Consider the following 23081-nt stretch of genomic DNA (forward strand, 5'->3'; position numbering starts at 1 on the left):
CCCGCTCGAATCGCCCCCGCCACGGCTTTCCGGCGAGATCGAGCCTATCCCGACCGGCCCCTGTCGCCTTCGGCTCCATCAGCGGGCTCACTACCCGGGTATTGATTCACGTACCCGTGTGACCAGCATGCCCACCGCCACCGGCCTTTCCACCATGATCCGCTTGCCCGCCGGCGTAATCGGTGTGCACACGGTGACCGGTATGCCCACCATCATCAGGATGCGCGGCGTCCTCGGCATTCCCGGCGTCATCGGCGTGCCCGGGGTGATCAATATGCCCACCATGATCAGCCTCGTGATCGACCTGTCCGCCATGATCGGCGTGCCCACCGTGACCGGAGGCCGAGTGGTCATGTTGGGCATCGGGTGACCCGCCCATCATGCGCAGCATGGGAATTCCGCCGGTGCGGACGAAACGGATCAGCAGAACCGCTGCGAGCAACAGGAATACGATGTTCAGCCAGGTGGTGTAGTTCCAGCGGATGCCCTCTTCCATGACCATCGCATTGCGTTGTCCGGGCACGAGTCCCGTTGCGCCGAAGAGGATTTCGACCAGATATCCGGCGCCGACCATGGCGACGTAGAACACGCCCAGCACGGTCAGCATCATGCGGGTGCCGTAGTACTTGCGGTAGATGTTCAGGATCGGCAGGATCAGCAGGTCGGCGAAGATGAACGCGGTCACGCCGCCGAAGCTGATGCCGCCGTTCCACAGCACCGCGGCCAGCGGCACGTTGCCGATCGAGCAGACGAACGAGGCGATCGCGACCAGCGGCCCCACGATCGGTCCCCAGATCGCCGACAACAGTGGATGATCGCTCAGGAAGAAGTGCTGCCAGAAGGTATCCGGCACCCACGCGCCGATCGCACCGGCGATCAGCAGTCCGATGATCAGATCGCGCAGGATCGCGGCCCACTCCATCACGAAGACGTGCGATACCGAGGTCAGCCCGCGCGGGGACAGCAGCCGCCGCGCGAACGAGCCGGTGCCCGCGACCGACATGTCCATGGCCGCATGGCCTTCCATCGATCCGGCCAGCCCGCGCTCGGACTGTGCCCGCGCCGCCTCCACCAGCCGGGACCGCACGAACAGCCGGAACAGCACCGCCACCAGCACGATCATGATCGGCCCGCCGATGAATTCGGCCGCGGTGAACTGCCACCCCAGCAGCAACGCCAGGATGATGCCGAGTTCGACGACGAGATTGGTCGACCCGATCTCGAACGCCATCGCCGCGGTGAAGTTCGCCCCCTTGCGGAACAGCGACCGCGCCAGCGCGACCGCCGCGTACGAACACGAGGACGAAGCCGCACCCAACACCGACGCGACGGCCAGCGTGCGCGGCCGATCGTCACCGAGCAACCGCACGATCGTGGATTTGCGCACCACCGCCTGCACCACGGCCGACAGAGCGAACCCGAGAATCAGCGCCCACAGAATCTCCCAGGTCATCGACCCGGTCAACGCCAGCGCGTGCCCTATCGCATGCATCAGCCACCTCGCCTCCGCCATGGGCGCGGCACGGACGCGCCGCGCTCCGCACAGAAACCTATACCCCCCATGGGTATATGGTCAACAGCCGCACGCCACCCCGACCAGCGCAACTGGATCTGTTCACACCATGCCCGCGGATGCGCACGCAACACACCCCGAAGCGCACCGATGCGGAGCCCACCGGTCAAGCCCGGTAGACACGGCATCGGTCACGCACACCCCGCCCCTGTTCACCCGGACCCCGCGCGTGCGACAGCACCGGGTTGCCAAGTCGGCGGCTTCGATCTCCGGGGCCGCCAACCGACTCCAGGTTTGCTGTGCGGATTCACCGCATTCCAGCAAACAAAGATGCCCTCCCCTGGTTCCCCCACCGCGGACACATCGCCTCGAGATTAGCGAGGCGCTTACACCTCATCCCAGTGCACACCATGCCGCACTCCTCGTTCCGCCGACCGCCGGACACCGAGACCCCCGTGTGCGACGCGGCTCGCCGCCCGCGTGCGGGCGCGGGAGCCGCCGGAACTTCGGCCGAATCCGCCGCAGCCGGTTCGGCCTTCGCGCCGGGCGCCTCGGCCGCGCCCTTCATCGCAAGTCCGCTGGCAGCAAAAGGGTTTCGCCTCCACGGCGGCGCGGGTTCCGGCGCCGCCTCAGCGGCCGGGCGGCGAGCCTGAGAGCGCCGCGAACCCGGCGGAGCGAAGCCGAGGACGAAGACACCGCCGCCCCGCCCGAGCGAAGCGGCGGCCGAGGACACCACCGCATCGCCAGAGCGGAGCGAGGCCGAATTACTGCACGGAATTCAGCCGCTCGATCACGGCCGCGGCCTTCTCGGTGTATTCGATCGGATCACCGTCGGGCATCACATCGATCTGCGTAATACCCAGGGCCGCATAGCGTTCCGCCTCGGCCAGGAAGGTATCCGGATCGCCGACCGGGGAGGTGAAGGAGGTCAGCGTCTTGCGGATGGCGCCGTAATCACGCCCCTCGGCCTCGCAGTGCCCGCGCAGCACCTCCAGCTTGTGGGTGACGTCGTCGATGCCGGTGCCGAACAGATTGCACGCGTCGGCGTACCGCGCCACCTGCAGCAGCGTCTTCTTCTCGCCGCCACCGCCGATCAGGATCGGCGGCCGGGGCCGGGTCAGCGGCGCGGGCACGCACAGCGTCTCGGCGAGTTGGTAGTGCGCACCCTTGTAGGGCCCGTTGTTGTCGCTCCACATCTGCAGGCAGATCTGCAGCGTCTCCTCCATCCGCTCGAACCGCTCGGCCACCGGCACCACCGGTACGCCCAGTCCGAGCTGCTCACGCTCGTACCAGGACGCGCCGATGCCCAGCTGCGCGCGACCGCCGGACAGCACGTCCAGGGTGGACACGATCTTGGCGAGCAGGCCCGGGTACCGGTACATCACACCGGTCACCAGCACGGCAAGCCGCATGCGCTCGGTCAGCGCCGCGACATAGCCCAGGGTCGTGTACGCCTCGAGCATGGGCTCGTCGGCGGTGCCGCGCAGCTCCATCTGGAAGTAGTGGTCCATCACCGTGAATTCCGCGAAACCGGCCTGCTCGGCGATCTGCGCGGTGCGGGCGAGGGTGGGCGCGATCCGCGCCGGATCCGACGGCGTAGAGAAGTTCCAGTAGTGCAGACTCAGATCCATTACTGTCGTTTCCTTCGCACTAGGCGGGAGTGAAAGGACGGGTATCCGTCGATTTCCCACCCTATCCCCGCCTCGGACCGGCAGGCCCGACCGGCCGCGTCGGCGAAGCCGAATACTGTGCGCGACAACAGCTTTCTACGAACCCACCGAAACAGGCTCGGCGGGCCGCCCGGACGCGAGACGCCCACCGACGATCGCGTCGGCACGCGGCTTGACATGCCCCACCTCGACCAGCACCCGCAAGGCCGCGGCCTTGCGCGGGCAGGACGCCGCGGCGCAGTCCAGATGTTCCTGCATGGCGCGATGCGCATCGGACGCCTCGAGCGGATGATCGGGCGCACCGTGCCCGGCCAGCAGTTCCAGAATCGGCCCGGCGGCCTCGGCGTCCAAGCGTGCCCGGATCTCCGCCACGCTGCGGCCGGGCGTCATCCGCCGTGGCGGACGCACGATCAGCAACAACAGCGCCAGCGCGGCGGCTGTGGACATGGTGACCGCGAAAATCTGCCAGCTACCCATCATTTCACCTCCTCGGATGCGAAATACGCGCAACCGCAGGCACAACCATGGGGAGTATTCATCTCTCTCTTCCGTGTCTCCGATTTACCTTTGCTCGAATTTCCTTGCAGAACAACGTGTTACAGACGGAATGCGGTGGCCAGATGCACCGAGACCTCATTGATCGCGATCCGCGCGGCGGTCAGCCGGCCGGCCACATCGTCGGCGGCGGCATCGTCGGAGGTCCACACGCTCGCGCACGGCGCGAACGGGTCGTTGGCCAGGGCGACCGCCTGTTCGGCGTCGGCGACGCGGACCACCGGCAGAACCGGACCGAGCGTCTGCTGCCGCAGCACCGCCATCGCCGGATCGACGTCCGCGAGCACGGTCGGCTGCACGGTGTGTCCGTGGCCGCTCCCGCCTACGCGCACCCGCGCACCCTTGGCGAGGGCGTCGGCGATCTGCTCTCGCACACACTCCACATGCGCCGCGGAGGTCATGACCTCCACGGTGGCGTCGTCCGGATCGTGCGAGCCGAACGCGATGACCTCCTCGACCAGCCGGTCGAGAAACGCGTCGTAGATCGCCGATTCGACGAACACCCGCTCGATACTCGCGCAACTCTGCCCCGATCCCCCGAGCCCGCCCAGCGCGATTCCGCTGGCTGCGCGCCCGATATCGGCACCGGCCAAGACGATCGCCGCCGACTTCCCGCCGATGTCGAGTCGGCACGGGACGAGCCGGGCCGCCGCGCGCAGAGCGACCACCTTTCCGGTCTCCGGCGACCCGCCGAAGTGGACGGCGTCCACGACGTCGACGATCGCCGCTCCGGCCTCGTATCCGGCGGCGAATTCGAGGACCGGCGGCGCACCCAGATCGAGCCAGCCGGTGACCAGCGCACGCATCGTCAGCGGAGTCACCGAGGACGGCTTGACCACCACCGCGGATCCGGCCAGCAGCGCCGGAATCACATCCAGCAGCGGCGCGGCCATCGGAGCGGTCCAACTGGAGATCACCCCGACGACCGCGCACGGGCGATGCGCGACAGCCAGCCGCAACGCCGTGCCCGGCACCCGGCCGCCGCGCGTGCGCGGCGGGGTGAGGAAGTCCGCACCGCGGGTGCGGTGATAATCGAGCGCGTCGATGCTCAACCGGAACTCCCGGTGCGCCGCGGTCGCCGAACGCCCCGTCTCGGCCGCGAGCAGTCCGGCGATCGGATCCTCGTTGTCCAGCAACCAGTCCCGGAACGTGGTCAGCCAGTGCGCCCGGCCCACGACGCCCATCGCACGCCACTCGCTCTGCGCCTCGCGCAGACGGGCGACGTGCGCATGCACTCGGTCGGGCGTGTGCATCGGCAACGTACCCAGAATTCGTCCGTCGGCGGGTGCGGTCACGGTAATCCAGGCGTCCCTGGCGGCATTCGAGGGAATCGACAACATTCGAGGTTCACTCCGGTCGCGATGGGATGGGTTACCGCACCGCGAACACGCAGCTCACAGGCCGATAGAGCAAATGACCGGGTCGAAAGGGTTGCCCGAGCGCGGCGCGGCATATGAGAAACCGTATGGCTATCGTGAACGTTCAACCAGCGCGGTTTGGGCCAGGAACCACCGAATATGGGACGCCGCCAGCAAACTTACCGGTGAGTAAAGTGTACGGGCGCACCGCATTTCGCCACGAATCGCCGCCGATTCTGCGAGGATTTGCAGGTGAACGATGCGAGAACGTCGGAGGAGTCCGGCCGCTTGCGGTCCATCAGCGGTGCGGCGTTGCTGGTGGAATACGCCGTATCGCGCGGTCTGCCGGTGTCGTCCCTGTTGTCCGGGAGCGGCATATCCGAGAACCAGCTGCAGGATCACAGCACCGAGATCACCCTCGCCCAGGAGATCGCGCTGACCCGCAATGTCGTCGGCGCGCTCGACGACGAGCCGGGCATGGGCCTGATGGCCGGACTCACCTGCCACGCACCGAACTTCGGCGTCCTGGGCTTCGCCGCGATGAGCAGCCCGACGCTGCGCAGGGCCGCGGAGATCGTGTTGCAGTACGCCGATCTGTCGTTCACCTTCGCCCACCACACGCTCGAGGATCACGGCCAGGAGTTCTGGTTCATCCGCGATGACAGCGCCGTGCCGGCCGACCTGCATCGCTTCGTCCTCGAGCGCGACTTCGCGGCCATCGCGACCGTGACGCAGGACGTTCTGGGGTCACGGCTGCCGATGGTCCGGGCGGAGATCGCGGTGGAACCGCATCCGATCTACGAGATGTTCGGCACCCTGCTCGGCGTCGACAAGCTCGTGTTCGGCACCGAGCGATCGGTCCTGATCGGCAATTCCAGCGCCCTCGATCAGCCTATGCCGCAATCCAATCCGGTCACCGCGCGCTACTACGAACGGCAGTGCTCGGACCTGATCCAACAGCGCCGCAACCGCACCGGCCTGAGCGGTCGCGTGCGCGAGTTGCTGATCCGGCACGGCGGTGTCGCCGATCAGGCGCACATCGCCGCGGACCTGGACGTCAGCGTGCGCACGCTGCGTCGGCGGCTGGCGAGCGAGGGCACCACGTTCCGCGAGGTCAGCAACGAGACCGTCGGACTGCTCGCGGAGGAGATGCTGATCGCCGGGCTCACCGTCGAGCACGCCGCGGAACGTCTGGGTTATTCCAGCGTCTCGGCGTTCACCTCGGCCTTCCGGTCCTGGCGAGGCCAGTCGCCGGGGCAGTTCGCCCGCGCCCACCGGGGCCGGGCCACCGTGCGCGTCTAGCCAATCGCGCACTCGATCCGACATTCGTAACCTATTCGAGTTCAGCTAATGGTCCGCTAGTCACTGAACCCGTTTTATTCTGCCCAAATGACAACCAGCAAAGAAGGAGTAACCGAGGGGCCACTGCATCTACTGGCCCGCGGCGCGTGGCAGTCGCTGCTGGTCATCGGCATCCTGTCGGTGGTCATCGGCCTCATGATCCTGATCTGGCCGGGGCCGACACTGGTCGTGGCCGGCATCCTGTTCGGTGTTTACCTGCTCATCTCCGGCATTTTGCAGCTCGTCGCGGCGATGGGACCGCACGTGGGCGCCGGCTGGCGAGTGTTGTCGATCGTCAGCGGCATCCTGTCGTTCATCCTGGCCGTCTTCTGCTTCCGGCACATCGGCGACTCGCTGGTGCTGCTGGCGCTGTGGATCGCGATCAGCTGGCTGTTCCGCGGTATGTCGGTGCTGATCGGCGGCACCGAAACGCCTGCGGGCACGCCGGGGAAGGGCTGGACGATCGTCTTCGGCATCCTGCTGCTGATCGGCGGTGTGGTCATCGTGGTGTGGCCGATCCACTCGATCGCCGCACTGACCATCCTGACCGGCTGGTGGCTGCTGTTCATGGGCATCATGGAGATCGTGGAGGCGTTCCAGGTGCGCAGCGCGGCCAAGCACACGCCCGCCGCGGTGTAGCCGCTCACCACAAGACGGCCGTCAGCGAATCTGCGGTTCCGGCAACGGATCCGCATGATCCGCGGGCGGCCGTTGCGGCATCCGGTAGGACGACGGCAGGCCCAGGGTGTGCTCGCCGATGTAGTTGAGCACCATCTCCCGGCTCACCGGCGCGGTGCGCATGAGCCGCGCGGTGAACCACATCTCGGCCAGGCCGTACTCCGGAGTGAGCCCGTTCCCGCCGTGCACCTGGATGGCCTGGTCCAACGCCCGCAGCGACGCTTCGGCGGCGGCGAATTTGGCCATATTCGCCGCGGCGGCCGCATCGTGGCCGGAATCGAACTGTTGCGCGGCCGCCCGGGTGGCCAACCGGGCCATTTCGACCTCTATGTGACATTCGGCCAGCGGATGCGAGATTCCCTGATGTGCGCCGATCGGCACCGACCACACCCGACGCTCCTTGGCGTAGTCCACGGCCTTGGCCACCGCGTAGCGGCCGATGCCGCAGCTGATCGCGGAGGCCAGAATGCGTTCGGGGTTCAGTCCGGCGAACACCTGCGGTAATCCCTTGCCGGGCAGGCCGATCAACGCCTCGGGCGGCAGCCCGACCTCGTCCAGGAAGACCGTGAACTGCCGATCCGGCGACACCACCGCGGTCGGCAGCGGTTGCAGCGTAACGCCTTTCGCGTCGGCGGGAACGACGAACAGCGACAACGGGTTTCGCCGCTCGTCGGGCACATCGATCGCGCGGGCGACGACCAGCAACGCATCGGCCTCGTCCGCGGCGGAGATGAAACACTTTCCGCCCGAGACGATCCAGCCCGGACCATCGGCGCGGGCGAAGGTGCGCACGGCATGGCTGTTGGATCCGGAATCGGGTTCGGTGAGCGCGAAGGCCATCTTCCGGATGCCGTCGGCCAGACCGGGCAGCCATTCGGCCTTGAGCTCCGGTGAGCCGTGCGCGGCCAGGATGGATCCGCAGATGGCCGGGGAGATGACCGTCAGCAGCAGCGGGATGCCGTGCGCGGCAAGCTCTTCCACGACGATCGACAATTCGGTCAGACCGGCGCCACCACCACCGTATTCGACCGGCAGATGCACACCCAGCATGCCCGCGGACCCCAGATCGGCCCACAGTTCATCGAGCTTCGCACCGGCGCGGGAGCGCTCCAGAAAGTATTCCGCACCATATTTCGACGCGATCTGCGCGACGCTGTCGCGAAGCAGGCGCTGATCGGAGCTGTCGACGAGAAGACCCTGCACGGTTGCCCCACTCTCCCTCGGCTCAACCGTACCCGACACGTCAGGTCCGTCGGTCCGAATCGCCCTATGCCCGTTCGAGTCTTGCTACCTTGAGAACACCCGTCCAGTAGTTCGCTGAGGAGTACGACATCATGAGCATCGTCTGGATGATCATCATCGGCCTCATCGCCGGTGCCATCGCCCGTCTGCTCGTTCCGGGCAAGGAGAACTTCGGCTGGATAGGCACCATCGTGCTGGGCATCGTCGGCGGATTCGTCGGCGGCACCCTGGGTAGCCTGGTATTCGCTCCGCACAAGTTCAGCTTCCGCCAGCCGATCGAACACACCTTCATCGGCGCTATCGTCGGTGCGGTCATCGTCCTGGTCATCTACAAGTTCGTGCGCGCACGCACCTAGACCGCATCGCGCGCGGCAACACTGGCATACTCGGACCGAACCGCCGACGTCGCGTCGGCGGTCCGAGTTGTCGGAGGTGTGAGGCCATGAGCGGTTACACCCTGAACCTCTATCGGCTGTTTCATCCGCGCAAACCCCACTGAATGCCCGGCGCGGCGAATAACCGCTGTTCGGGACTCGAAGCACCCTAGACTGTCGGCATTTCATGCAGTAGGCCATCGGACGCGAACCGATAGGAGAACCTCATGACCACCGGCACCTCCAACGCCTTGGCCGCGGGAACCTGGGTCATCGACCCGGCGCATTCCACTCTCGGCTTCACCGTGCGACATCTGATGGTGAGCAAGGTCCGCGGGCGTTTCAGCGACTTCTCCGGCCGATTGGTCGTCGGCGAGGACGGCACCGCCCGCGCCGAGGCGCAGATCCAGGTCTCCTCGGTGACCACCGACAACGAACAGCGCGACGCTCACCTGCGTACCGCCGATTTCTTCAAGGCCGAGGAATTCCCGGTCGCGACGTTCAGCACCGCCCCGTTCCGGATCGAGAAGGGGGAATTCGACGTCGACGGCGAATTCACCATTCGCGGAGTCACCAAACCGATCACCCTCGAGGTCGAATTCCTCGGGAGCAATCCGGGTATGGGTGCGGGGCCGGTCGCCGGTTTCGAGGCCAAGACGGTGATCAACCGGCGCGATTTCGACATCACCATCGATATGCCGCTGCCCGAGGGCGGCGCGGTGATCGGCGACAAGATCACCCTCACCCTGGAGATCGAGGCCGGCCTGCAGGGCTGAGCGCACCCCTGAGCCGGACCGGTCACACCCGATCGGTCCGGTTCAGGGGCGGCACACCGCCGAATGGGAGTTGCCGCCGATCTGGGTCAGAATTCCGCGCGGCAGCAGAATGCCGTAGAGCGAGATGTCCAGGCTGCACACATAAGCCGACACGGACGCACTGTCCTGGCTGGCGCCACCGGCATCGGACAGCAGTGCGGGCAGATCCACCGCAGCCTGATCCAGTTGCGCACCGTGCGAGAGCAACATCGTCAGCGCGTCGTGGGCGGAATCCTGTGCCAGTGCGATCTGCGGCTGAATCCGCGTCACCAGCTGTTCCAGCGAATTCGTCGCACCCGCGATCTGCTCGGTCGAGGACAGCAGCGACTTGCCCTGCTGATACAGGCCACCGACCAGGGCGCGGGTCTGGGTGATCAGCGTTTCGAGTTGATCACCGCGCGCGGCCAGACCCTTCATCACCGCCGACAGATTGCCGATGATGTCGGTGAGGATCGCATCGCGCCGCTGGAAATCCCCCGCCAGACCCGCGGCCTGGGTGATGAACGCGCTCAGTGAGACGTCGTTGCCCTGCAACGCCTGAATCAACGTACTGGTCAGATCGTTGACCTGAGCGGGCTCCAGCGTCTCGAACAGCGGCTCGAATCCGTTGAGCAGTGCGGAGATGTCGAAGGACGGTTCGGTCTGCGCCAGCGGGATCGAGCCCCCCGGCAGGAGCAGCGTGGGTGCGCCCTTGGTCCCGGGCTCCAGCGCGACGTATCGCTGACCGATCAAATTCTGGTATCGCACAAGGGCTTTGGTGTCGTGGTACAAATGCTGATCGCGCTGCACCCGGAAATGCACCGAGGCCACATATTTGCGACTCGCGGGATCGCGCACCGCGGCGATCGTCTCGACCTTGCCGACCCGGACCCCGGCCATGCGCACATCGTCGCCGGGACGCAACCCGAGCACATCGGTGAAGGTCGCGGAATAGCTGTCGGTCGCGCCGGAGATGGTGCGGGAGAGCGTATTCCACATCATCACCGTCACCAGCAGGGCCGCGAGTCCGAAGACGGTGAATCCGATCGCGGCCCGGCGCTCCTTCATCCGCATGTCGGCCGTCCGTCCGCAGCTACCCACCCGAGCACAGCACGCCTCCTCGAACCTTGCGGTGGAACCGGACTACTGGCAAAGACCTCGCTGATGAAGCAAATCATGGCTACGACGCGGCAAATGCGAGCACTGTAGCGAATACGAGCCGGTCGCGGACCCCGCCACGCCGCGAACCCGCGCGCCGCATTGCACCGCGACTCGTTGTCGCTCATTATTTGCTGATCGCCGTCTCGGGGCATTGACACGCACCGGGCGGGCACATCGCCCGGTCCGGACCGCCGTCGCCCGGCGTTCCCGTCCGATCGCTCACCCAGCAACGTCCTCGCCGGTCTGCTTAGCTGGGACCCACCACGCGGAGGTCAACACAGTCATGCCGAACAGCGGTCAGGCTCCTGCAGCCGAAGGACGAGCAGCGCATCGGGCGCGCAGACGCCCGCTCGTGCCGCGCCTCGCCTCGGTCGTGGCCTGGGCGCTGTGCGTCGTGGTGATCGTCTGCGGCGTGATCTTCTTCGCGCCCAGGATTCCGGTCCGGCCGATCCAGGAGGTGGTGGGCGCCGCTGGTTTGGCGCTGTCGATGGGGACGCTGTGGTTCGCGGTGGCCTGCTTCCTGTGCGTGGTGATCGCCATCGTGTCGTGGCACAGCCGCAAACACTGGCGGCTGGCGGCCGGGGTGATCGCGGCGGCGGTGGCGCTCACGGTCGTGCTGGTCCCCTGGCTCACCGCGTGGCGCACCGCGAGCGCGCACGGCTCCTCGGTGTCGTGGTTCTCCTTCTCCGATCAGGGACCACACCGGTCCCCCACGCAGACAACGACTTTCGCCACCATCGACGGACAGCCGCTCCAGCTCGACGCCTACCGCCCGACCCAGCCCGCAGCGGGCGGGCCCGCGATCGTGTTCGTGCACGGCGGCGGATTCATCAACGGAGATCGCGGCGAGAACAACAGCTGGTTCAGCTGGCTGGCGGCCCAGGGGGTCACCGTCTTCTCGGTCGACTACCGGCTCGCGCCACCGGCCCGCTGGCAGCAGGCCACCGGCGACGTCAAATGCGCGCTCGGCTGGGTCCGCCGACATGCCGCGGAATTCGGGGTCGCACGGTCGAACATCTCGGTCGCGGGCGATTCGGCGGGCGGGAATCTCGCGCTCATGGCCGCGTACACGATGGGCGATCCACAGTTCCCGCCGACCTGCGATGTGCCCGAAGTGCCGGTGCGTTCGGTGATCGCGCTCTATCCCCTGACGAATCTTCCTGCGGCACTGGATGATACGCGAATGCCGTACGCGATACGCACCATGCTCGACCGCTACACCGGCGGCAGCGTCGACGAACACCGCGACCGCTATCTCGCCGCCTCGCCGACCGAACACGTCACGCCGGGCCTGCCGCCCACTCTGCTGGTGCACGGCAGCAGCGATCATCTGGTTCCGGCGAACCAGTCCACACATCTGGCCACCGCGCTCGATGCCGCCGGGGATCCGGTGCAGACCCTCGAGCTGCCGTGGGTGGACCACGGGTTCATCAGCCAGTGGGGCGGTTGGGGAGCACAGCTGCTGCGACCGCAGCTGACCGAATTCATCCAGCGGCATCTGATCGCCGCCGGGTGAGAGTCAGGCCGCGGCGGCCCTGGTCAGCTGTCGGCACACCGTCTCGGGATCGGCGACGTCCAGAACCAGCCGGGTGAAATCGTTGCCGGCCAGCTCGATGCGCACCCCGCGCCCGTCGAACAGCGTGTCCCAGAATTCCTTGCGGTGCTTCCCGCGGAAGATCCCGGCCGCGATGACACCGGGGAAGAAGGTGCCCGGAGCACGCACCCACGGCGGCCGCAGATCGACCTCGGCGGGTGCGACCTCGGTGATATTCGACAGATCGAAGGTGACCTGCTCGCGCAGCGACAGGAACCGGTGCGCGCCGCGGACGTGGACCGTCACCGTCGTCCCCGTGACCTCGATTTCGACCATCGCGCACCTCGCCCTCGCCGATTCCCTCTACTCGATCCAGAATGCGTCGCGCGCCTGACCGGAGCCTGTGGCTTTCCTTTGTTTTCTCTCAGATTCGGCACGGCCAGCCGGGTTCGCCGTGCGTATGCTGTGACCCATGCGACTCAGCACACGCAATCAGCTCGACGGAACGGTCGCCTCGATCACGCTGGGCGAGGCGATGGCGGTCGTGAAGATCCGGCTCGGCGGCGGAGACGTCGTCACCTCCTCGATCACTCGTGATGCGGTGGAGGATCTCGGCTTGGCCGAGGGCTCCGTGGTCAAGGTGTTGATCAAATCGACCGAGGTCGCTCTGGGCGTCGACTAGGACAACCCGATAGCCGAAACATAGCCATCTGTTCGCCCGAGTGAAGATCACCACAACGTGTCGGATGGTCCGTCGAGCCCGGTTAGTCTGTACCGACGTGGCGGTGGGGCTCGCCACTTCCGCTAGCGGGAACAACCGCGGTCACGCACCGCCAACAGTCCCTACTTGACCAGAGTTTTCATGTTCGAGTAGGAGTCTGCCGTGAGCGAAGCGCGTCTTTCCGGCGGTGTCGCCGCCGAAACTGGTGCGACCGGCCCGCGACCCAGTTGGTTTCGAGAACACGGGTCGGTGCTGCTCGTCGTGGCCGTGGGTGGCGGGATCGGCGCGGAAGCCCGTTACGGGGTGTCCCGGCTGTTGCCGACCCGCCCCGGCCAATTCCCCTGGGGGACCTTCCTGACGAATGTGGTGGGCTGTTTCGCCATCGGTGTTCTGATGGTGCTGATCACCGAGGTCTGGACCGGGCATCGGCTGGTGCGGCCCTTTCTGGGCGTGGGCTTCCTGGGCGGATTCACCACCTTCTCCACCTATGCCGTGGAAACCCGCAATCTCCTGGAACCCGGGACCGTGTACCTGGCCTTCGGCTATCTGGCCGGAACCCTGATCGCGGCGATGCTCGCGGTTCTCGCGGCCGTCACGCTGACACGAACAATATTGTTGCGCAAGGAGATTCACCCGGACACCGACGAGGAACAGGTCTGAACCCGTGACACCGATCCTGATCTTCCTCGGCGCCCTGTTGGGCGCACCGGCGCGCTACCTCACCGATCGGGCGATCGGCGCACGCCACGACAGCCCGTTTCCGTGGGGCACCCTCACGGTCAATCTGACCGGCTGTCTGGTCCTGGGGGCGCTGACCGGCGCGGCCGCGGACGTTCCGGTGGTGGCCCTGCTCGGCACCGGTTTCTGCGGTGCGCTGACCACGTACAGCACGTTCAGCTTCGAGACGTTGCGGCTGCTCGAACAGCGCGCGTACTTCTACGCGACGGCGAACGTCCTGGTCAGTGTGATTTCCGGGTTGGGCGCGGCGCTACTCGGCTTCACCGTCGCGCACGCCCTGCTCGGTTGAGCGCGGCCGCGCGGGGGCGGACAAGCGCACGACACCGCCGTCCAGGTCCAGCTCGAGACGTGGCCGGTGCGGCTGGCCGTTGCTGTCCTCGCTGCCCTCGTCGGTCAGCTTCCTACCCGGGAACATTTCGCCGATGACACCCATATCCCCACGATAACCTCGCCGGCGGCGCTACACCGTCAGTGGTTCGCGTTCCCGGTATCGGCATTGCTCAGTTCGTCGGCGGCCTCGCGCTGACCGGAGGCGAAGGTGCCGAACGTGGTGGCCAGATCGTTGATGCCGTCGAGCAGGTTCTTGCTGACCGCGACGTACCCCTTCTCCCCGTCGGCGAACTTCTTGCCGAACGAGTCGCTGCCCCAGGGCGCCTGTTTGGCGTCGACGGCGGTCTGCAGAGATTTCATGGCGGTCAGGATGGCGCTGTGGATCCGATCGCAATCCGATGCGGCGGTACGCAGCTGTTCGGGATTGATCTCGACACTGGTCATCGTTCCGTCCTCACTGGTCCGTATCGGTGATCAACGGTCGTCGTTCGTCGCCCTCCTCGACCCTGCCCCGCAGATGTGGCGGCTCCGTCGAAGGGGGTGGCGCGGGCGGCAGGATGTCTTCCAGATCCGGTGCGCCCTCGATGATCTCGGATAATTTCGGCAATCGGGATTTGCGCTCGATCAGCGGTTGCATGAGTTCGCGGCTGCGATTCTGCACACCCTGCATCGCCGCCTGTGCGGCCGCGGTCACATACTCGGCGAGCTCCTCGTAGCTCAGATCCGAGACCTCGCTGCCGAACTTGGTTTCCACCACCATGCCGTCGGCATTGACCGTCACCTGGACGCGGTCCTCCCCGATCGACGCCGTGGCCGTCAGCTCGGAACGTCGCTGCTGCAGGTCGGCGATATCGCGCATCTGGTCCTGCAGTCCCTCGAGCATCGTGGCCACGTTGGCCGCCAACCGCTCGTTGACCATGTCACCTCCACCGTAGGCTCTGCCAACCAAGCTCATCGCACGACGGTGAATACGACATGTCCCGCAAGGAAATCCGATACGACGTCGACACGATCTTCGATCGTCACTAGAGGGTGAAGGACTTGTCCACATTCGACGGGCCGGAGGATCCGCTCCCGCCGGGGTCCGTTCCGAAAGGATTGTTCCCGAACGGGTTGTCACCAAAGGGGTTGTCGCCGAACGGATTGTCACCGAACGGGTTGTCGCCGGAGCCGGACGCACCGGATCCCGTCGCGCCCGAACCGGTGGCGCCCGAACCCGTCGCACCAGCTCCGGTCGCACCCGAACCCGTCGCACCTGGGCCCGACGCGCCGGGACCGGTAGCGCCTCCCGGGCCCGTCGCACCGGAGGGACCACTGGCCCCGTCCAGCCAGTCGTCGGCGCTCGGCGCGGTCGGAGCCTCGTAGGGCCCCGGCAGCTCCCGCCATTCGGGCTCCCGCTTCGGACGAGTCTTGGCCTTCATATCCGTGGCCTTGCCCAGGAAGGAGTCGTCCCGGGGCGGCGCGGCCGGAGGGGGTGGCGCCAGACGTGCCGGATTCTGCGGGGGAACCGGCGGCGGGGGCGGCGGAGCCAGACGCGCCGGATTCCGCGGCGGGACCGGGGGTGCCGGACGATTCGGATTCCGAGGCGGAACCACCGGAGCCGTGTCGTCCCCACCTCTCCTCGGCGGCGGGGCCAGCGAATCCTCGCCGTCACCTCTCCTCGGCGGCGGGTAGAGCGATTCGTCGTCACTCCCGAAGCGACCGCGCATACTTCCCGAGGAGAAGAGCGAGTCCTCCTCGCCCCGGCCGGTCCGGAAATTCGGCCCCCGGAAGAACCCGCCCTCATATCCATCACGCCCGAAGCCGCCGGTCCGGAAGAGGGAACCGCCGCCATCCTCATCGAACCCGAAGCGACCTGGCCGGTAGCCGAGGTCACTGCCGTCGTCGTCGAACCCGGAGCGACCCGGGTGGTAGCCGAGATCGTCCTCGCCTCCACCGAACCGGAAATTGCCGCCCGGACGGGGGTACACCAGGCTGTCGTCGTCACTACTTCCGAAGCTCGGCATCCTGAGCGGCCCGGGACGCGACGGCCTGGGCGGAAGCGCGCTGGTCATGTGGTTCCCGAACTCGTCATCCGAACCACCACCCCGGAACGGCCGCGGTACGCCCTGCTCGTTGCCGCCGCCCAGTCGGCCGGGAGACGACCGGATGCTCAGGTTGTCGCCACCGCCGCCGCGCACCGCACCGCCGGTGCCGAAGGGGTGCGGGATGTCCTCGACGTCGGAGCCGCCTGTGCGGGCCGGCGGCGGGCCGTAGTACATCCGACCGTCGTCCCCCCGGTACAGCCCGAAATCCTCGTAGCCTCGGCCGTTGGGCCGGAGCAATACCTCGTAGTCGGAGATCTGGTCGAAATCGCCGCGCTTGCCGGTGTATCCCGGGAACTCGTCGCCACCGCCACGGGAACCCCGGTAATCCGACAGGTAGTCGTAGAAGTCCGACTCGTCGTCCGAACCGCGGCGGGACAGCGGGCCGCCGCGCAGGTTCGAACCACCTTGCTGGGGACCGCCGCGCAGCGGCGACGAGGGCTTGAATCCGCCGTCCACCGAGGACTCCCACGAGGTCGGCGGCTTCTTCGGCGTCTGCTCCGACTCGTTGCTCGGGCCCGCCCGCGGCGGAACCGGAGTCTGCTGCTCGTTCGGCCGGAATATCTGATCGTCGCCACCACGCAGCGACCCGGGCGCGGACCCGCCGAGGAACCCGCGGCGGAACCCGGTGTCGACCGGGCCGATCACCTCATTGTCGCGGCCACCGCCCAACGAGGCGGGCGCGGATCCGCCGCCGGGGAACAGCGTCTCGTCGAAGTTCGGCCGGAAACCGTAACTCTCGTTGTCCGACCCGATCGACTCGTCGTCACGATTACCGCGGACCGACGGCGTGACCTCATGGCTTCCGCCGGTGCCGGGCTGAATCTGCGATTCGTCACCGGTGCGGAACAGATCACCTTCCGGACCCATCCGGAACATGCCGCCCTCGGAGCTACCCGAGTTGATCGACTCCGAGCGGGGCGGACGGATCAGGTCGTCGTCCGGCACCATGCGCAGGAACTCGTTGAGCGAGGACTGATTGGACCGGGTGTTGCCCGAGCCGTGCTCGCTCTCCTCGAGCGGCCGGATGGTCGGATTGGTCTGGCGGAGCTGCGGAGGTGCGGACAGCGACCGGCCGCCGTTGACCCCGGTTCCGGTCGACCTGCCGCGCATGCCGGTGTTGTTCGCGGACCCGTCCCCGAGCAGGCCCGCGCGCCCGGTCGTCCGGCCGCCGAGCGGATTGGACGACTCACCGAGTCCGGGCCCGGACCTCCCGCCACCGAGTTGCGAGTTCGGACCGGTCTTCCCGCCGACCGGACCGGGGGTCAGCTCGGACTTGCCGGTCCCCAGGCCGGAAGTCGGGTTCGACCTGCCGCCCATCAGCGACGACTCGCCCACCTGCGTCGACGCGGTCGGGCGGATCGTGCCCGAGGTGTAGCGCCCGTCGCCGAGCGGTCCCTGGCCACGGCCGTAGACCACGTTGCTGCGCTGCAGACCGGTGTTCCCGTGCCGGCCCGAACTCCCGCCCAGTTGTGAGCTGTTCGCATTCGGCCGGATCATCGTCGACGTGCCGTCCCGCGGGCCCCCGGTCCCCTGCATACCCGATGACGAAGCGAGTTGTGAATTGCCGGTGCGGCCCGACCTGACGGGCTGCATCCGAATATCCTGCGCACCGCTGCCGGTTCTCGAACTGCTCTGCGGTACAGGACGATTGGTCGTTCTCGTGGCGACGATCTGGTTGGTGTCGCCCGTCGTCGTGCTGGTCTGCGGTCCGGTGTTCCGAGTGGTGTTTGCCGTCGTGGTGTTGGTCTGCGGTCCGGTGTTCCGAGTGGTGTTTGCCGTCGTGGTGTTGGTCTGTGGACCGGTGTTCCGGGTGGTGTTGGTATTGCCGGTGGTGGTCGTATTGCCGGTCGTATCGGTATCGTCCGTCGGACGATCGAACCGCTTGACCTTGTTCGTCGCCTGATTCTTCGCCCACACCGAGTACCGCAGATCATCCGTGGTCGGCACGGTCCGCTTGACGAACGTGCCACGCGCCGCGCCGACGATCGCGCCGCGCGAGATGCCGCCGACCCAGCCCATCGGCGAACCGAACGCGCCCGGTCCGTACGCGGCCGCAGCGACCATATTTCCGAACAGCGTGCTGGTCGCACCCGCGACCGCACCGATGCTCGCCCCGCGCAACACCGAACCCGCCGGATAGGCGATGCCTTTGCCGAGCGGGATGTTCATCTTGCCGAGCGAACTGCCCAGATATTTGTCCATCCCGAAGCCCATGTAGCGCGCGACCTCACGACCGGGGATCGCACCGGCGGCCGAGGCCGCCATCGAGACTCCGAACTCCTTCCAGTCGAAGCTGTGCCGCTTACCCGCAGCCATCTGACCGGCCTGCACCGCGCCGTCCAGCAGCGCCGAGGTCGCCGCCCCCTCGATCAGCTTGACCGAATACACGCCGAATCCCTTGGCGCTCGGCATGATCAGCTTGCCGCCGCTGAGCAGTTCCTTGAAGAAGTACCGCTCCTTGTACGCCGAGGCGCCCAGCCGCTGAGCCAGCCGCTCGATGAAGTTCTGGATGTAGTCCTCGACGATCTTCAGAATCGAACGAGTGGTCGCGATGGCGCCGGCCTCCACGGCCGGGGCGGTCGGCGGGAACATCCACGCCCAGATGATCTCGGCCGCCAGCCAGGCCAGCGACAGGATGATGGTCAACTTGGTCGCCTGCAACTGGGTGCCCATGTCGAAGGTGGAGTCGGACACTTCCTGCAACATCTCGGCGAGCGTCTTGACCGAATGGTCGCCGTTGATCAGGTCGTCGAACTTCGCGCCCATGTTGTCCGCACCCTCACCGGCGGGATAGGCCCGCTCGGTATCGGATTTGGCCGTCTCCACGTCCGGTTCCAACGCGGACAGCGCCTGCGAGGCGGCCTTCCACGCGTCCGAGAGGGCCCACATGGCGTCCTCGTCGCCGTCGGGCCAGGCGGTACCGGCGATCCAGCCGAGCCAACGCAATTCGGGCGGCATCTCGAGCGTCATCGATCCACCTCCCCCACGCTCCCCTCCGCCGCCGAGTTCTACCTATCAGGACATCGGACTTCGGTGAATCCCCGGTGGCGCACAAGGAAACTCGACAAGTCGAACGGTCCTCGCCCGAACCGCCCACGCGACGCGTCCGCAAACCGCCGGTGAACCGTGCGTGCCGGAACCACCGCGATATCGCATGATGGGCAGGTGAATAGGATCCTGCTCTGGCTGCGCCCCTCGCGATGGGGTGTACGGATCCGTTCGGCCGTGACGGCCGCACTGGTGGTCGGCGTGGTGCTGCTGATCGCGGCCGGGGCGATGCTCGGACTGCTGCGCCGATCGCTGACCCACCAGCTGGATGCCGCCGCCGACACCCGGACCACGCAGATCGCCGACGAACTGCGGCACAGCGACGGTCACCGGGTCCCGGAGGGGCTGCTCGCCGTCGAGGGCCAGGTGGTGGCGGTCCAGGTGATCGCCCCCGACGGGCAGATCGCCTGGCGGTCCGCCGGGAAACTCGGTGCGCCCCTGACCGACCCGCGTTCGGTCGGCACCCAGGCCGTCGGCCTGCCCCCGACCGACGGTTACGACGACGACCTGCGCGTCGCGGCACGCACCGCGAACACCTCGCGCGGGGACTACACGATCCTGGTGGCGGCGAACACCGAATCGGTCGAACATGCGATGACCGAGGTCGCGGTACTCCTGGCGATGGGCGGACCGCTGGTCGTCCTCGCCGCAGCGGCGGCGACGTACCTGCTGGTCGGACGCTCACTGCGCTCGGTCGAGGCGATCCGCTCGCAGGTCGCGCGGATCGGGGCCACGGCCCTGTCGCAGCGGGTGCCGGTGCCCGTGGCCCGCGACGAGATCGCCCGTCTGGCCGACACGATGAACGAGATGCTCGCCCGGGTCGAGGCCGGGCATCGAGCCCAGCAGCGCTTCGTCGGCGACGCCTCGCACGAGCTGCGCAGCCCGCTGGCCACCATCACCGCGGCCCTGGAACTGGCCCGGGATCGCCCGCAGGCACTGGACCGCGACCTGATCGAGGGCGCGCTGCTGCCGGAGACCGAGCGGATGCGCCAGCTGGTGGAGAATCTGCTGACCCTGGCCGCCGCCGACGAGCACGGCCTCGAACTACGCACCGGCGAGGTGGATCTGGACGATCTGGCCGCCGCCGAAGCGGCCACGTTGCGGCTGCGCGGCGATGTGTGGGTGCATACCGCGATCGTGCCGGTCCGGGTGATCGGCGACCGGCCGAGGCTGGCTCGGGTGCTGCGCAATATCGCCGACAACGCCGCCGCGCACGCCAGAGCCCGAGTCTCGATCGAGCTGGAGGGGGACGACAGGTGCGCCCGCATCGTCGTCGACGACGACGGCCCCGGCATCGCGCCCGCCGACCGCGAGCGGGTGTTCGGGCGTTTCGTGCGCCTGGACGACGACCGGGCCCGCAGCAGCGGCGGATCCGGCCTCGGACTGGCCATCGTCTCGGAAATCGTGGCGGCACACGGCGGTTCGGTCACCGTCGGCGAATCACCCTGGGGTGGTGCCCGCTTCGTGCTCGAGCTGCCCGCCGCCGGTCCCGTCGGGGTCGAGCATCCGGTAGCCGACACCGCGTAGGGTCTCGATACTGCTGCGGCCGAAGGGCGTATCGATCTTCTTGCGCAGATATCCCACGTAGACCTCGACCACGTTCTCCGGGCCGTCGTAGTGCACATCCCAGACGTTTTGCAGGATTTCAGCCTTGGTCAGCACATTTCCCTTGTGCCGCAACAGGAATTCCAGCAGCCCGAACTCTCGTGGGGTGAGGGTCAGCACGGCGTCGCCGCGGTGCACCGAGCGCCGGGACGGATCGAGCACAAGATCACCCGCCCGCAACTGCGTGGGCTGCTGGGGAGCGCGCCGCCGCAGCAGCGCGCGCAACCGGGCGATCAGCACGACGAACGAGAACGGTTTGGTCAGGTAGTCGTCCGCGCCCAGATCCAGGGCGTCGACCTGGTCGTAGTCGCCGTCCTTGGCGGTGAGCATCAGCACCGGAGTCCGCACGTCCTGCGCGCGGACTCGCCGCAGCACCTCGTACCCGCTCATCCCGGGCAGCATGATGTCCAGCACGACGACGTCGAAATCGTGTTCGGTGGCCCACCAGAGCCCGTCGGTGCCGGTCGCGGCCAGTTGGACCAGAAAACCCTCCAGCTCGAGACCGCGACGCAACGTCTGCGCCAAACGTGGTTCGTCCTCGACGACCAGCACCCGCATCGCCCCAGCATGCAACACCCGCGAATGCGACCCGGCGGCACACCCCCGATTCGGCGTGTCCCGAGCCGATCGGCGCGCGCTACCGGACCCGTTGTCAGGCGCTGCCGGGGTGCCGCGCCTGGTCGTACCACCGGTGCGGGATCGACCAGTCCCACTCCGCCTCGGGTTGCGCGGGCCGATGTTGTTCGCGCAGGTACTCGCCGTAGACCTCGGCCGCGCCGAGGGTGCCCCCCAGCATGATCAGTCCGGACATGATGTGGTGCCACACATCGGCTTTCGAGATGCGTCGTCGCATCGGTACCTCCTGTACGCCCGGCTCGCAACGGTGCGAAGGCGCCGCCGTGCCCGCGGGTCGGTTCACCCGGGACGGCCCGTCACGCCGTGTCGATCCTGACGTACGGACGCCTCCGGGCGGGGCGCTTCGATGGAAATTACCCCCGCGCGCGGCGCTCACACCTCCGATGCGCGACGGGCCACGTCGATCTCGGCCATGTGGTCCTGCGCCCAGGCGCGCAGCGCGGACAGCGGTACCTCGAGCGATGTGCCGAGTTCGGTCAGCCGGTAGTGCACCCGGGGTGGCACGGTGGGTTCGACCCGCCGCGCGACCAGCCCGTCGCGGGTCAGATCGCGCAGGGTCACCGACAGCATCTTCTGGGAGACGCCGGGCATGCGCCGCCGGAGTTCGGCGAATCGGATCTCTTCGGGCGCGGCCTCGGCGAGCAGTTTGACCACCATCGACACCCATTTGGTGCCCAGTCGGTCCAGTAACCGCCGGGTCGGGCAGCCGGGGTCGAACAGATCGCCGCGCGGACCGGTCGGGGCAGTCACCTGGAGCTCACCACCTGTGTCGAAAGTGCCTTCTTGGCCGGACCTGCGATCCTACCTATGGTCACTTGGTAACCATTAGTGACCTGGAGGCCAGATGTCCGCAGCGCAGTCCGATATCGCCGTACGACAGATCGCGGCCAATGGCATCGAGATCTCCGTCGCCCTCGCTGGAGACGGGCCCGCGGTGCTGCTGCTGCACGGATTTCCGCACACCTGGCAGCTGTGGCGCGCGGTGATCGGCCCACTGGCACAACGACATCGGGTGATCGCGCCGGACCTGCGCGGTCTCGGCGGCAGCACTCGCGCCACCGACGGCTACGACGCGCGGACCCTGGCCGACGACGCGGCCGCACTCCTGACCGCGCTCGGCGAGCCGCGCGCCACGGTGGTCGCGATCGACGCCGCCGTCCCCGCGGCCTTCCTGCTGGCTCTGCGGCGCCCCGGCCCGGTCGACCGGCTGGTACTCATGGAATCGCTGGTCGGCACGCTGCCGGGCGCCGAACCCTTTCTGGCCGGCGGCCCGCCCTGGTGGTTCGGCTTCCACGCGGTCCCCGGCCTGGCCGAACGAGTGCTGGGCGGGCACGAACCCGCGTACCTCGACTGGTTTCTGCACACCGGAACCCTGGGCCGCGGTGTCCCCGAAGCGATCCGGGACGCGTTCGTCGAGGCGTACACCGGGGTCGAATCGCTACGGTGCGCGTTCTCCTACTATCGCGCGATGCCCGAGACCGCCGAGCAGATCCGCGCGGCCGTCACCGCGACCCGGCTGACCGTGCCGACCCTGGCGATCGGCGCGCATCCGGTCGGCGATGCGCTGGCGAGCCAACTCCGGCCCGTCGCCGACGATCTGAGATCCCACCTGATCCCGGACTGCGGCCACATCATCCCGCTGGACCGACCCGACGCACTGCTCCCGTTGCTGGTCGAATTCATCGACTAGGACGCA

The 23081-nt window shown here is 67.6% G+C and carries 23 protein-coding genes and 1 pseudogene; 10 read left to right on the forward strand and 14 right to left on the reverse strand.

Annotated features, from left to right (window positions below; all coding sequences use genetic code 11):
• Nucleotides 1-307 precede the first annotated feature (307 nt).
• The 4 genes and pseudogenes from K7711_RS08555 to K7711_RS08570 form a co-directional block, all read right to left on the reverse strand.
• Nucleotides 308-1513: pseudogene (locus K7711_RS08555) on the reverse strand (permease); the annotation flags it as partial.
• A 764-nt stretch (nt 1514-2277) separates the two neighbouring features.
• Nucleotides 2278-3144, reverse strand: coding sequence for an LLM class F420-dependent oxidoreductase (locus tag K7711_RS08560; RefSeq protein WP_222966315.1), 867 nt, complete (start codon nt 3142-3144; stop codon nt 2278-2280).
• Between the two features lie 135 nt (nt 3145-3279).
• A complete protein-coding gene (locus K7711_RS08565; RefSeq protein WP_222966316.1) occupies nt 3280-3660 on the reverse strand; it encodes a hypothetical protein in 381 nt (126 codons plus the stop codon).
• Nucleotides 3661-3779: 119 nt separating this feature from the next.
• Nucleotides 3780-5033 carry an aldehyde dehydrogenase family protein gene (locus K7711_RS08570; RefSeq protein ID WP_222966317.1) on the reverse strand — a complete coding sequence of 418 codons (1254 nt, stop codon included), beginning with the start codon at nt 5031-5033 and terminating at the stop codon, nt 3780-3782.
• Between the two features lie 315 nt (nt 5034-5348).
• On the opposite strand from K7711_RS08570, the gene K7711_RS08575 reads away from it, so the two are divergent.
• Both K7711_RS08575 and K7711_RS08580 read left to right on the forward strand, forming a co-directional pair.
• Nucleotides 5349-6398 carry an AraC family transcriptional regulator gene (locus K7711_RS08575; protein ID WP_222966318.1) on the forward strand — a complete coding sequence of 350 codons (1050 nt, stop codon included), beginning with the start codon at nt 5349-5351 and terminating at the stop codon, nt 6396-6398.
• Between the two features lie 87 nt (nt 6399-6485).
• Nucleotides 6486-7076, forward strand: a complete 591-nt coding sequence (locus tag K7711_RS08580) for an HdeD family acid-resistance protein (RefSeq protein WP_222966319.1) — start codon at nt 6486-6488, stop codon at nt 7074-7076.
• A gap of 21 nt (nt 7077-7097) precedes the next feature.
• Here K7711_RS08580 and K7711_RS08585 read toward each other — a convergent pair whose 3' ends face one another.
• Nucleotides 7098-8318, reverse strand: a complete 1221-nt coding sequence (locus K7711_RS08585) for an acyl-CoA dehydrogenase family protein (protein ID WP_222966320.1) — start codon at nt 8316-8318, stop codon at nt 7098-7100.
• Between the two features lie 131 nt (nt 8319-8449).
• On the opposite strand from K7711_RS08585, the gene K7711_RS08590 reads away from it, so the two are divergent.
• Both K7711_RS08590 and K7711_RS08595 read left to right on the forward strand, forming a co-directional pair.
• Nucleotides 8450-8713 (forward strand): GlsB/YeaQ/YmgE family stress response membrane protein, encoded by a 264-nt coding sequence (locus K7711_RS08590; RefSeq protein WP_040826543.1) that lies wholly within the window; start codon nt 8450-8452, stop codon nt 8711-8713.
• Between the two features lie 245 nt (nt 8714-8958).
• Nucleotides 8959-9507, forward strand: coding sequence for a YceI family protein (locus K7711_RS08595; protein WP_222966321.1), 549 nt, complete (start codon nt 8959-8961; stop codon nt 9505-9507).
• A gap of 42 nt (nt 9508-9549) precedes the next feature.
• Here K7711_RS08595 and K7711_RS08600 read toward each other — a convergent pair whose 3' ends face one another.
• Nucleotides 9550-10593, reverse strand: a complete 1044-nt coding sequence (locus K7711_RS08600) for an MCE family protein (RefSeq protein ID WP_222966873.1) — start codon at nt 10591-10593, stop codon at nt 9550-9552.
• A 376-nt stretch (nt 10594-10969) separates the two neighbouring features.
• Here K7711_RS08600 and K7711_RS08605 point away from each other — a divergent pair, with 376 nt between their 5' ends.
• On the forward strand, nt 10970-12202 hold the full coding sequence (locus tag K7711_RS08605) for an alpha/beta hydrolase (RefSeq protein ID WP_222966322.1): 1233 nt from the start codon (nt 10970-10972) through the stop codon (nt 12200-12202).
• Between the two features lie 3 nt (nt 12203-12205).
• On the opposite strand, the gene K7711_RS08610 is transcribed toward K7711_RS08605, so the two are convergent.
• Nucleotides 12206-12556: a hypothetical protein gene (locus K7711_RS08610; RefSeq protein WP_222966323.1), complete on the reverse strand. Its 351-nt coding sequence runs from the start codon at nt 12554-12556 to the stop codon at nt 12206-12208.
• 136 nt (nt 12557-12692) lie between these two features.
• Here K7711_RS08610 and K7711_RS08615 point away from each other — a divergent pair, with 136 nt between their 5' ends.
• The 3 genes from K7711_RS08615 (at nt 12693) to crcB (K7711_RS08625) (ending at nt 13968) form a co-directional block, all read left to right on the forward strand.
• Nucleotides 12693-12902 carry a TOBE domain-containing protein gene (locus K7711_RS08615; protein ID WP_222966324.1) on the forward strand — a complete coding sequence of 70 codons (210 nt, stop codon included), beginning with the start codon at nt 12693-12695 and terminating at the stop codon, nt 12900-12902.
• Nucleotides 12903-13103: 201 nt separating this feature from the next.
• Nucleotides 13104-13601, forward strand: a complete 498-nt coding sequence (gene crcB / locus K7711_RS08620) for a fluoride efflux transporter CrcB (RefSeq protein ID WP_308014555.1) — start codon at nt 13104-13106, stop codon at nt 13599-13601.
• Nucleotides 13602-13605: 4 nt separating this feature from the next.
• Nucleotides 13606-13968: a fluoride efflux transporter CrcB gene (gene crcB, locus K7711_RS08625; RefSeq protein ID WP_222966325.1), complete on the forward strand. Its 363-nt coding sequence runs from the start codon at nt 13606-13608 to the stop codon at nt 13966-13968.
• On the opposite strand, the gene K7711_RS08630 is transcribed toward crcB (K7711_RS08625), so the two are convergent.
• The 4 genes from K7711_RS08630 to K7711_RS08645 all read right to left on the reverse strand — a co-directional run bounded on the left by K7711_RS08630 (nt 13930) and on the right by K7711_RS08645 (nt 19066).
• Nucleotides 13930-14112: a hypothetical protein gene (locus K7711_RS08630; protein ID WP_040826555.1), complete on the reverse strand. Its 183-nt coding sequence runs from the start codon at nt 14110-14112 to the stop codon at nt 13930-13932. The genes crcB (K7711_RS08625) and K7711_RS08630 overlap by 39 nt on opposite strands.
• A 35-nt stretch (nt 14113-14147) precedes the next feature.
• Nucleotides 14148-14453 carry a WXG100 family type VII secretion target gene (locus K7711_RS08635; protein WP_222966326.1) on the reverse strand — a complete coding sequence of 102 codons (306 nt, stop codon included), beginning with the start codon at nt 14451-14453 and terminating at the stop codon, nt 14148-14150.
• Between the two features lie 10 nt (nt 14454-14463).
• The gene (locus tag K7711_RS08640) at nt 14464-14964 is read right to left on the reverse strand and encodes a YbaB/EbfC family nucleoid-associated protein (RefSeq protein WP_222966327.1); all 501 of its coding nucleotides are present in this window, start codon (nt 14962-14964) and stop codon (nt 14464-14466) included.
• A gap of 70 nt (nt 14965-15034) precedes the next feature.
• Nucleotides 15035-19066, reverse strand: a complete 4032-nt coding sequence (locus K7711_RS08645; protein ID WP_222966328.1) for a WXG100-like domain-containing protein — start codon at nt 19064-19066, stop codon at nt 15035-15037.
• A 195-nt stretch (nt 19067-19261) separates the two neighbouring features.
• Here K7711_RS08645 and K7711_RS08650 point away from each other — a divergent pair, with 195 nt between their 5' ends.
• Nucleotides 19262-20671 carry a sensor histidine kinase gene (locus tag K7711_RS08650; protein ID WP_308014556.1) on the forward strand — a complete coding sequence of 470 codons (1410 nt, stop codon included), beginning with the start codon at nt 19262-19264 and terminating at the stop codon, nt 20669-20671.
• On the opposite strand, the gene K7711_RS08655 is transcribed toward K7711_RS08650, so the two are convergent.
• The 3 genes from K7711_RS08655 to K7711_RS08665 form a co-directional block, all read right to left on the reverse strand.
• Nucleotides 20585-21307, reverse strand: coding sequence for a response regulator transcription factor (locus tag K7711_RS08655; RefSeq protein ID WP_222966877.1), 723 nt, complete (start codon nt 21305-21307; stop codon nt 20585-20587). The two genes, K7711_RS08650 and K7711_RS08655, sit on opposite strands and share 87 nt — an antisense overlap.
• A 94-nt stretch (nt 21308-21401) precedes the next feature.
• A complete protein-coding gene (locus K7711_RS08660; protein WP_222966329.1) occupies nt 21402-21602 on the reverse strand; it encodes a hypothetical protein in 201 nt (66 codons plus the stop codon).
• A 155-nt stretch (nt 21603-21757) separates the two neighbouring features.
• Nucleotides 21758-22135: a winged helix-turn-helix transcriptional regulator gene (locus tag K7711_RS08665; protein ID WP_308014558.1), complete on the reverse strand. Its 378-nt coding sequence runs from the start codon at nt 22133-22135 to the stop codon at nt 21758-21760.
• 94 nt (nt 22136-22229) lie between these two features.
• Between K7711_RS08665 and K7711_RS08670 the strand changes: the two genes are divergently transcribed.
• The gene (locus K7711_RS08670; RefSeq protein WP_222966330.1) at nt 22230-23075 is read left to right on the forward strand and encodes an alpha/beta fold hydrolase; all 846 of its coding nucleotides are present in this window, start codon (nt 22230-22232) and stop codon (nt 23073-23075) included.
• Nucleotides 23076-23081 lie beyond the last annotated feature (6 nt).

It is taken from the genome of Nocardia coffeae, assembly GCF_019890715.1.
Taxonomy (GTDB): Bacteria; Actinomycetota; Actinomycetes; order Mycobacteriales; family Mycobacteriaceae; genus Nocardia; species Nocardia jiangxiensis.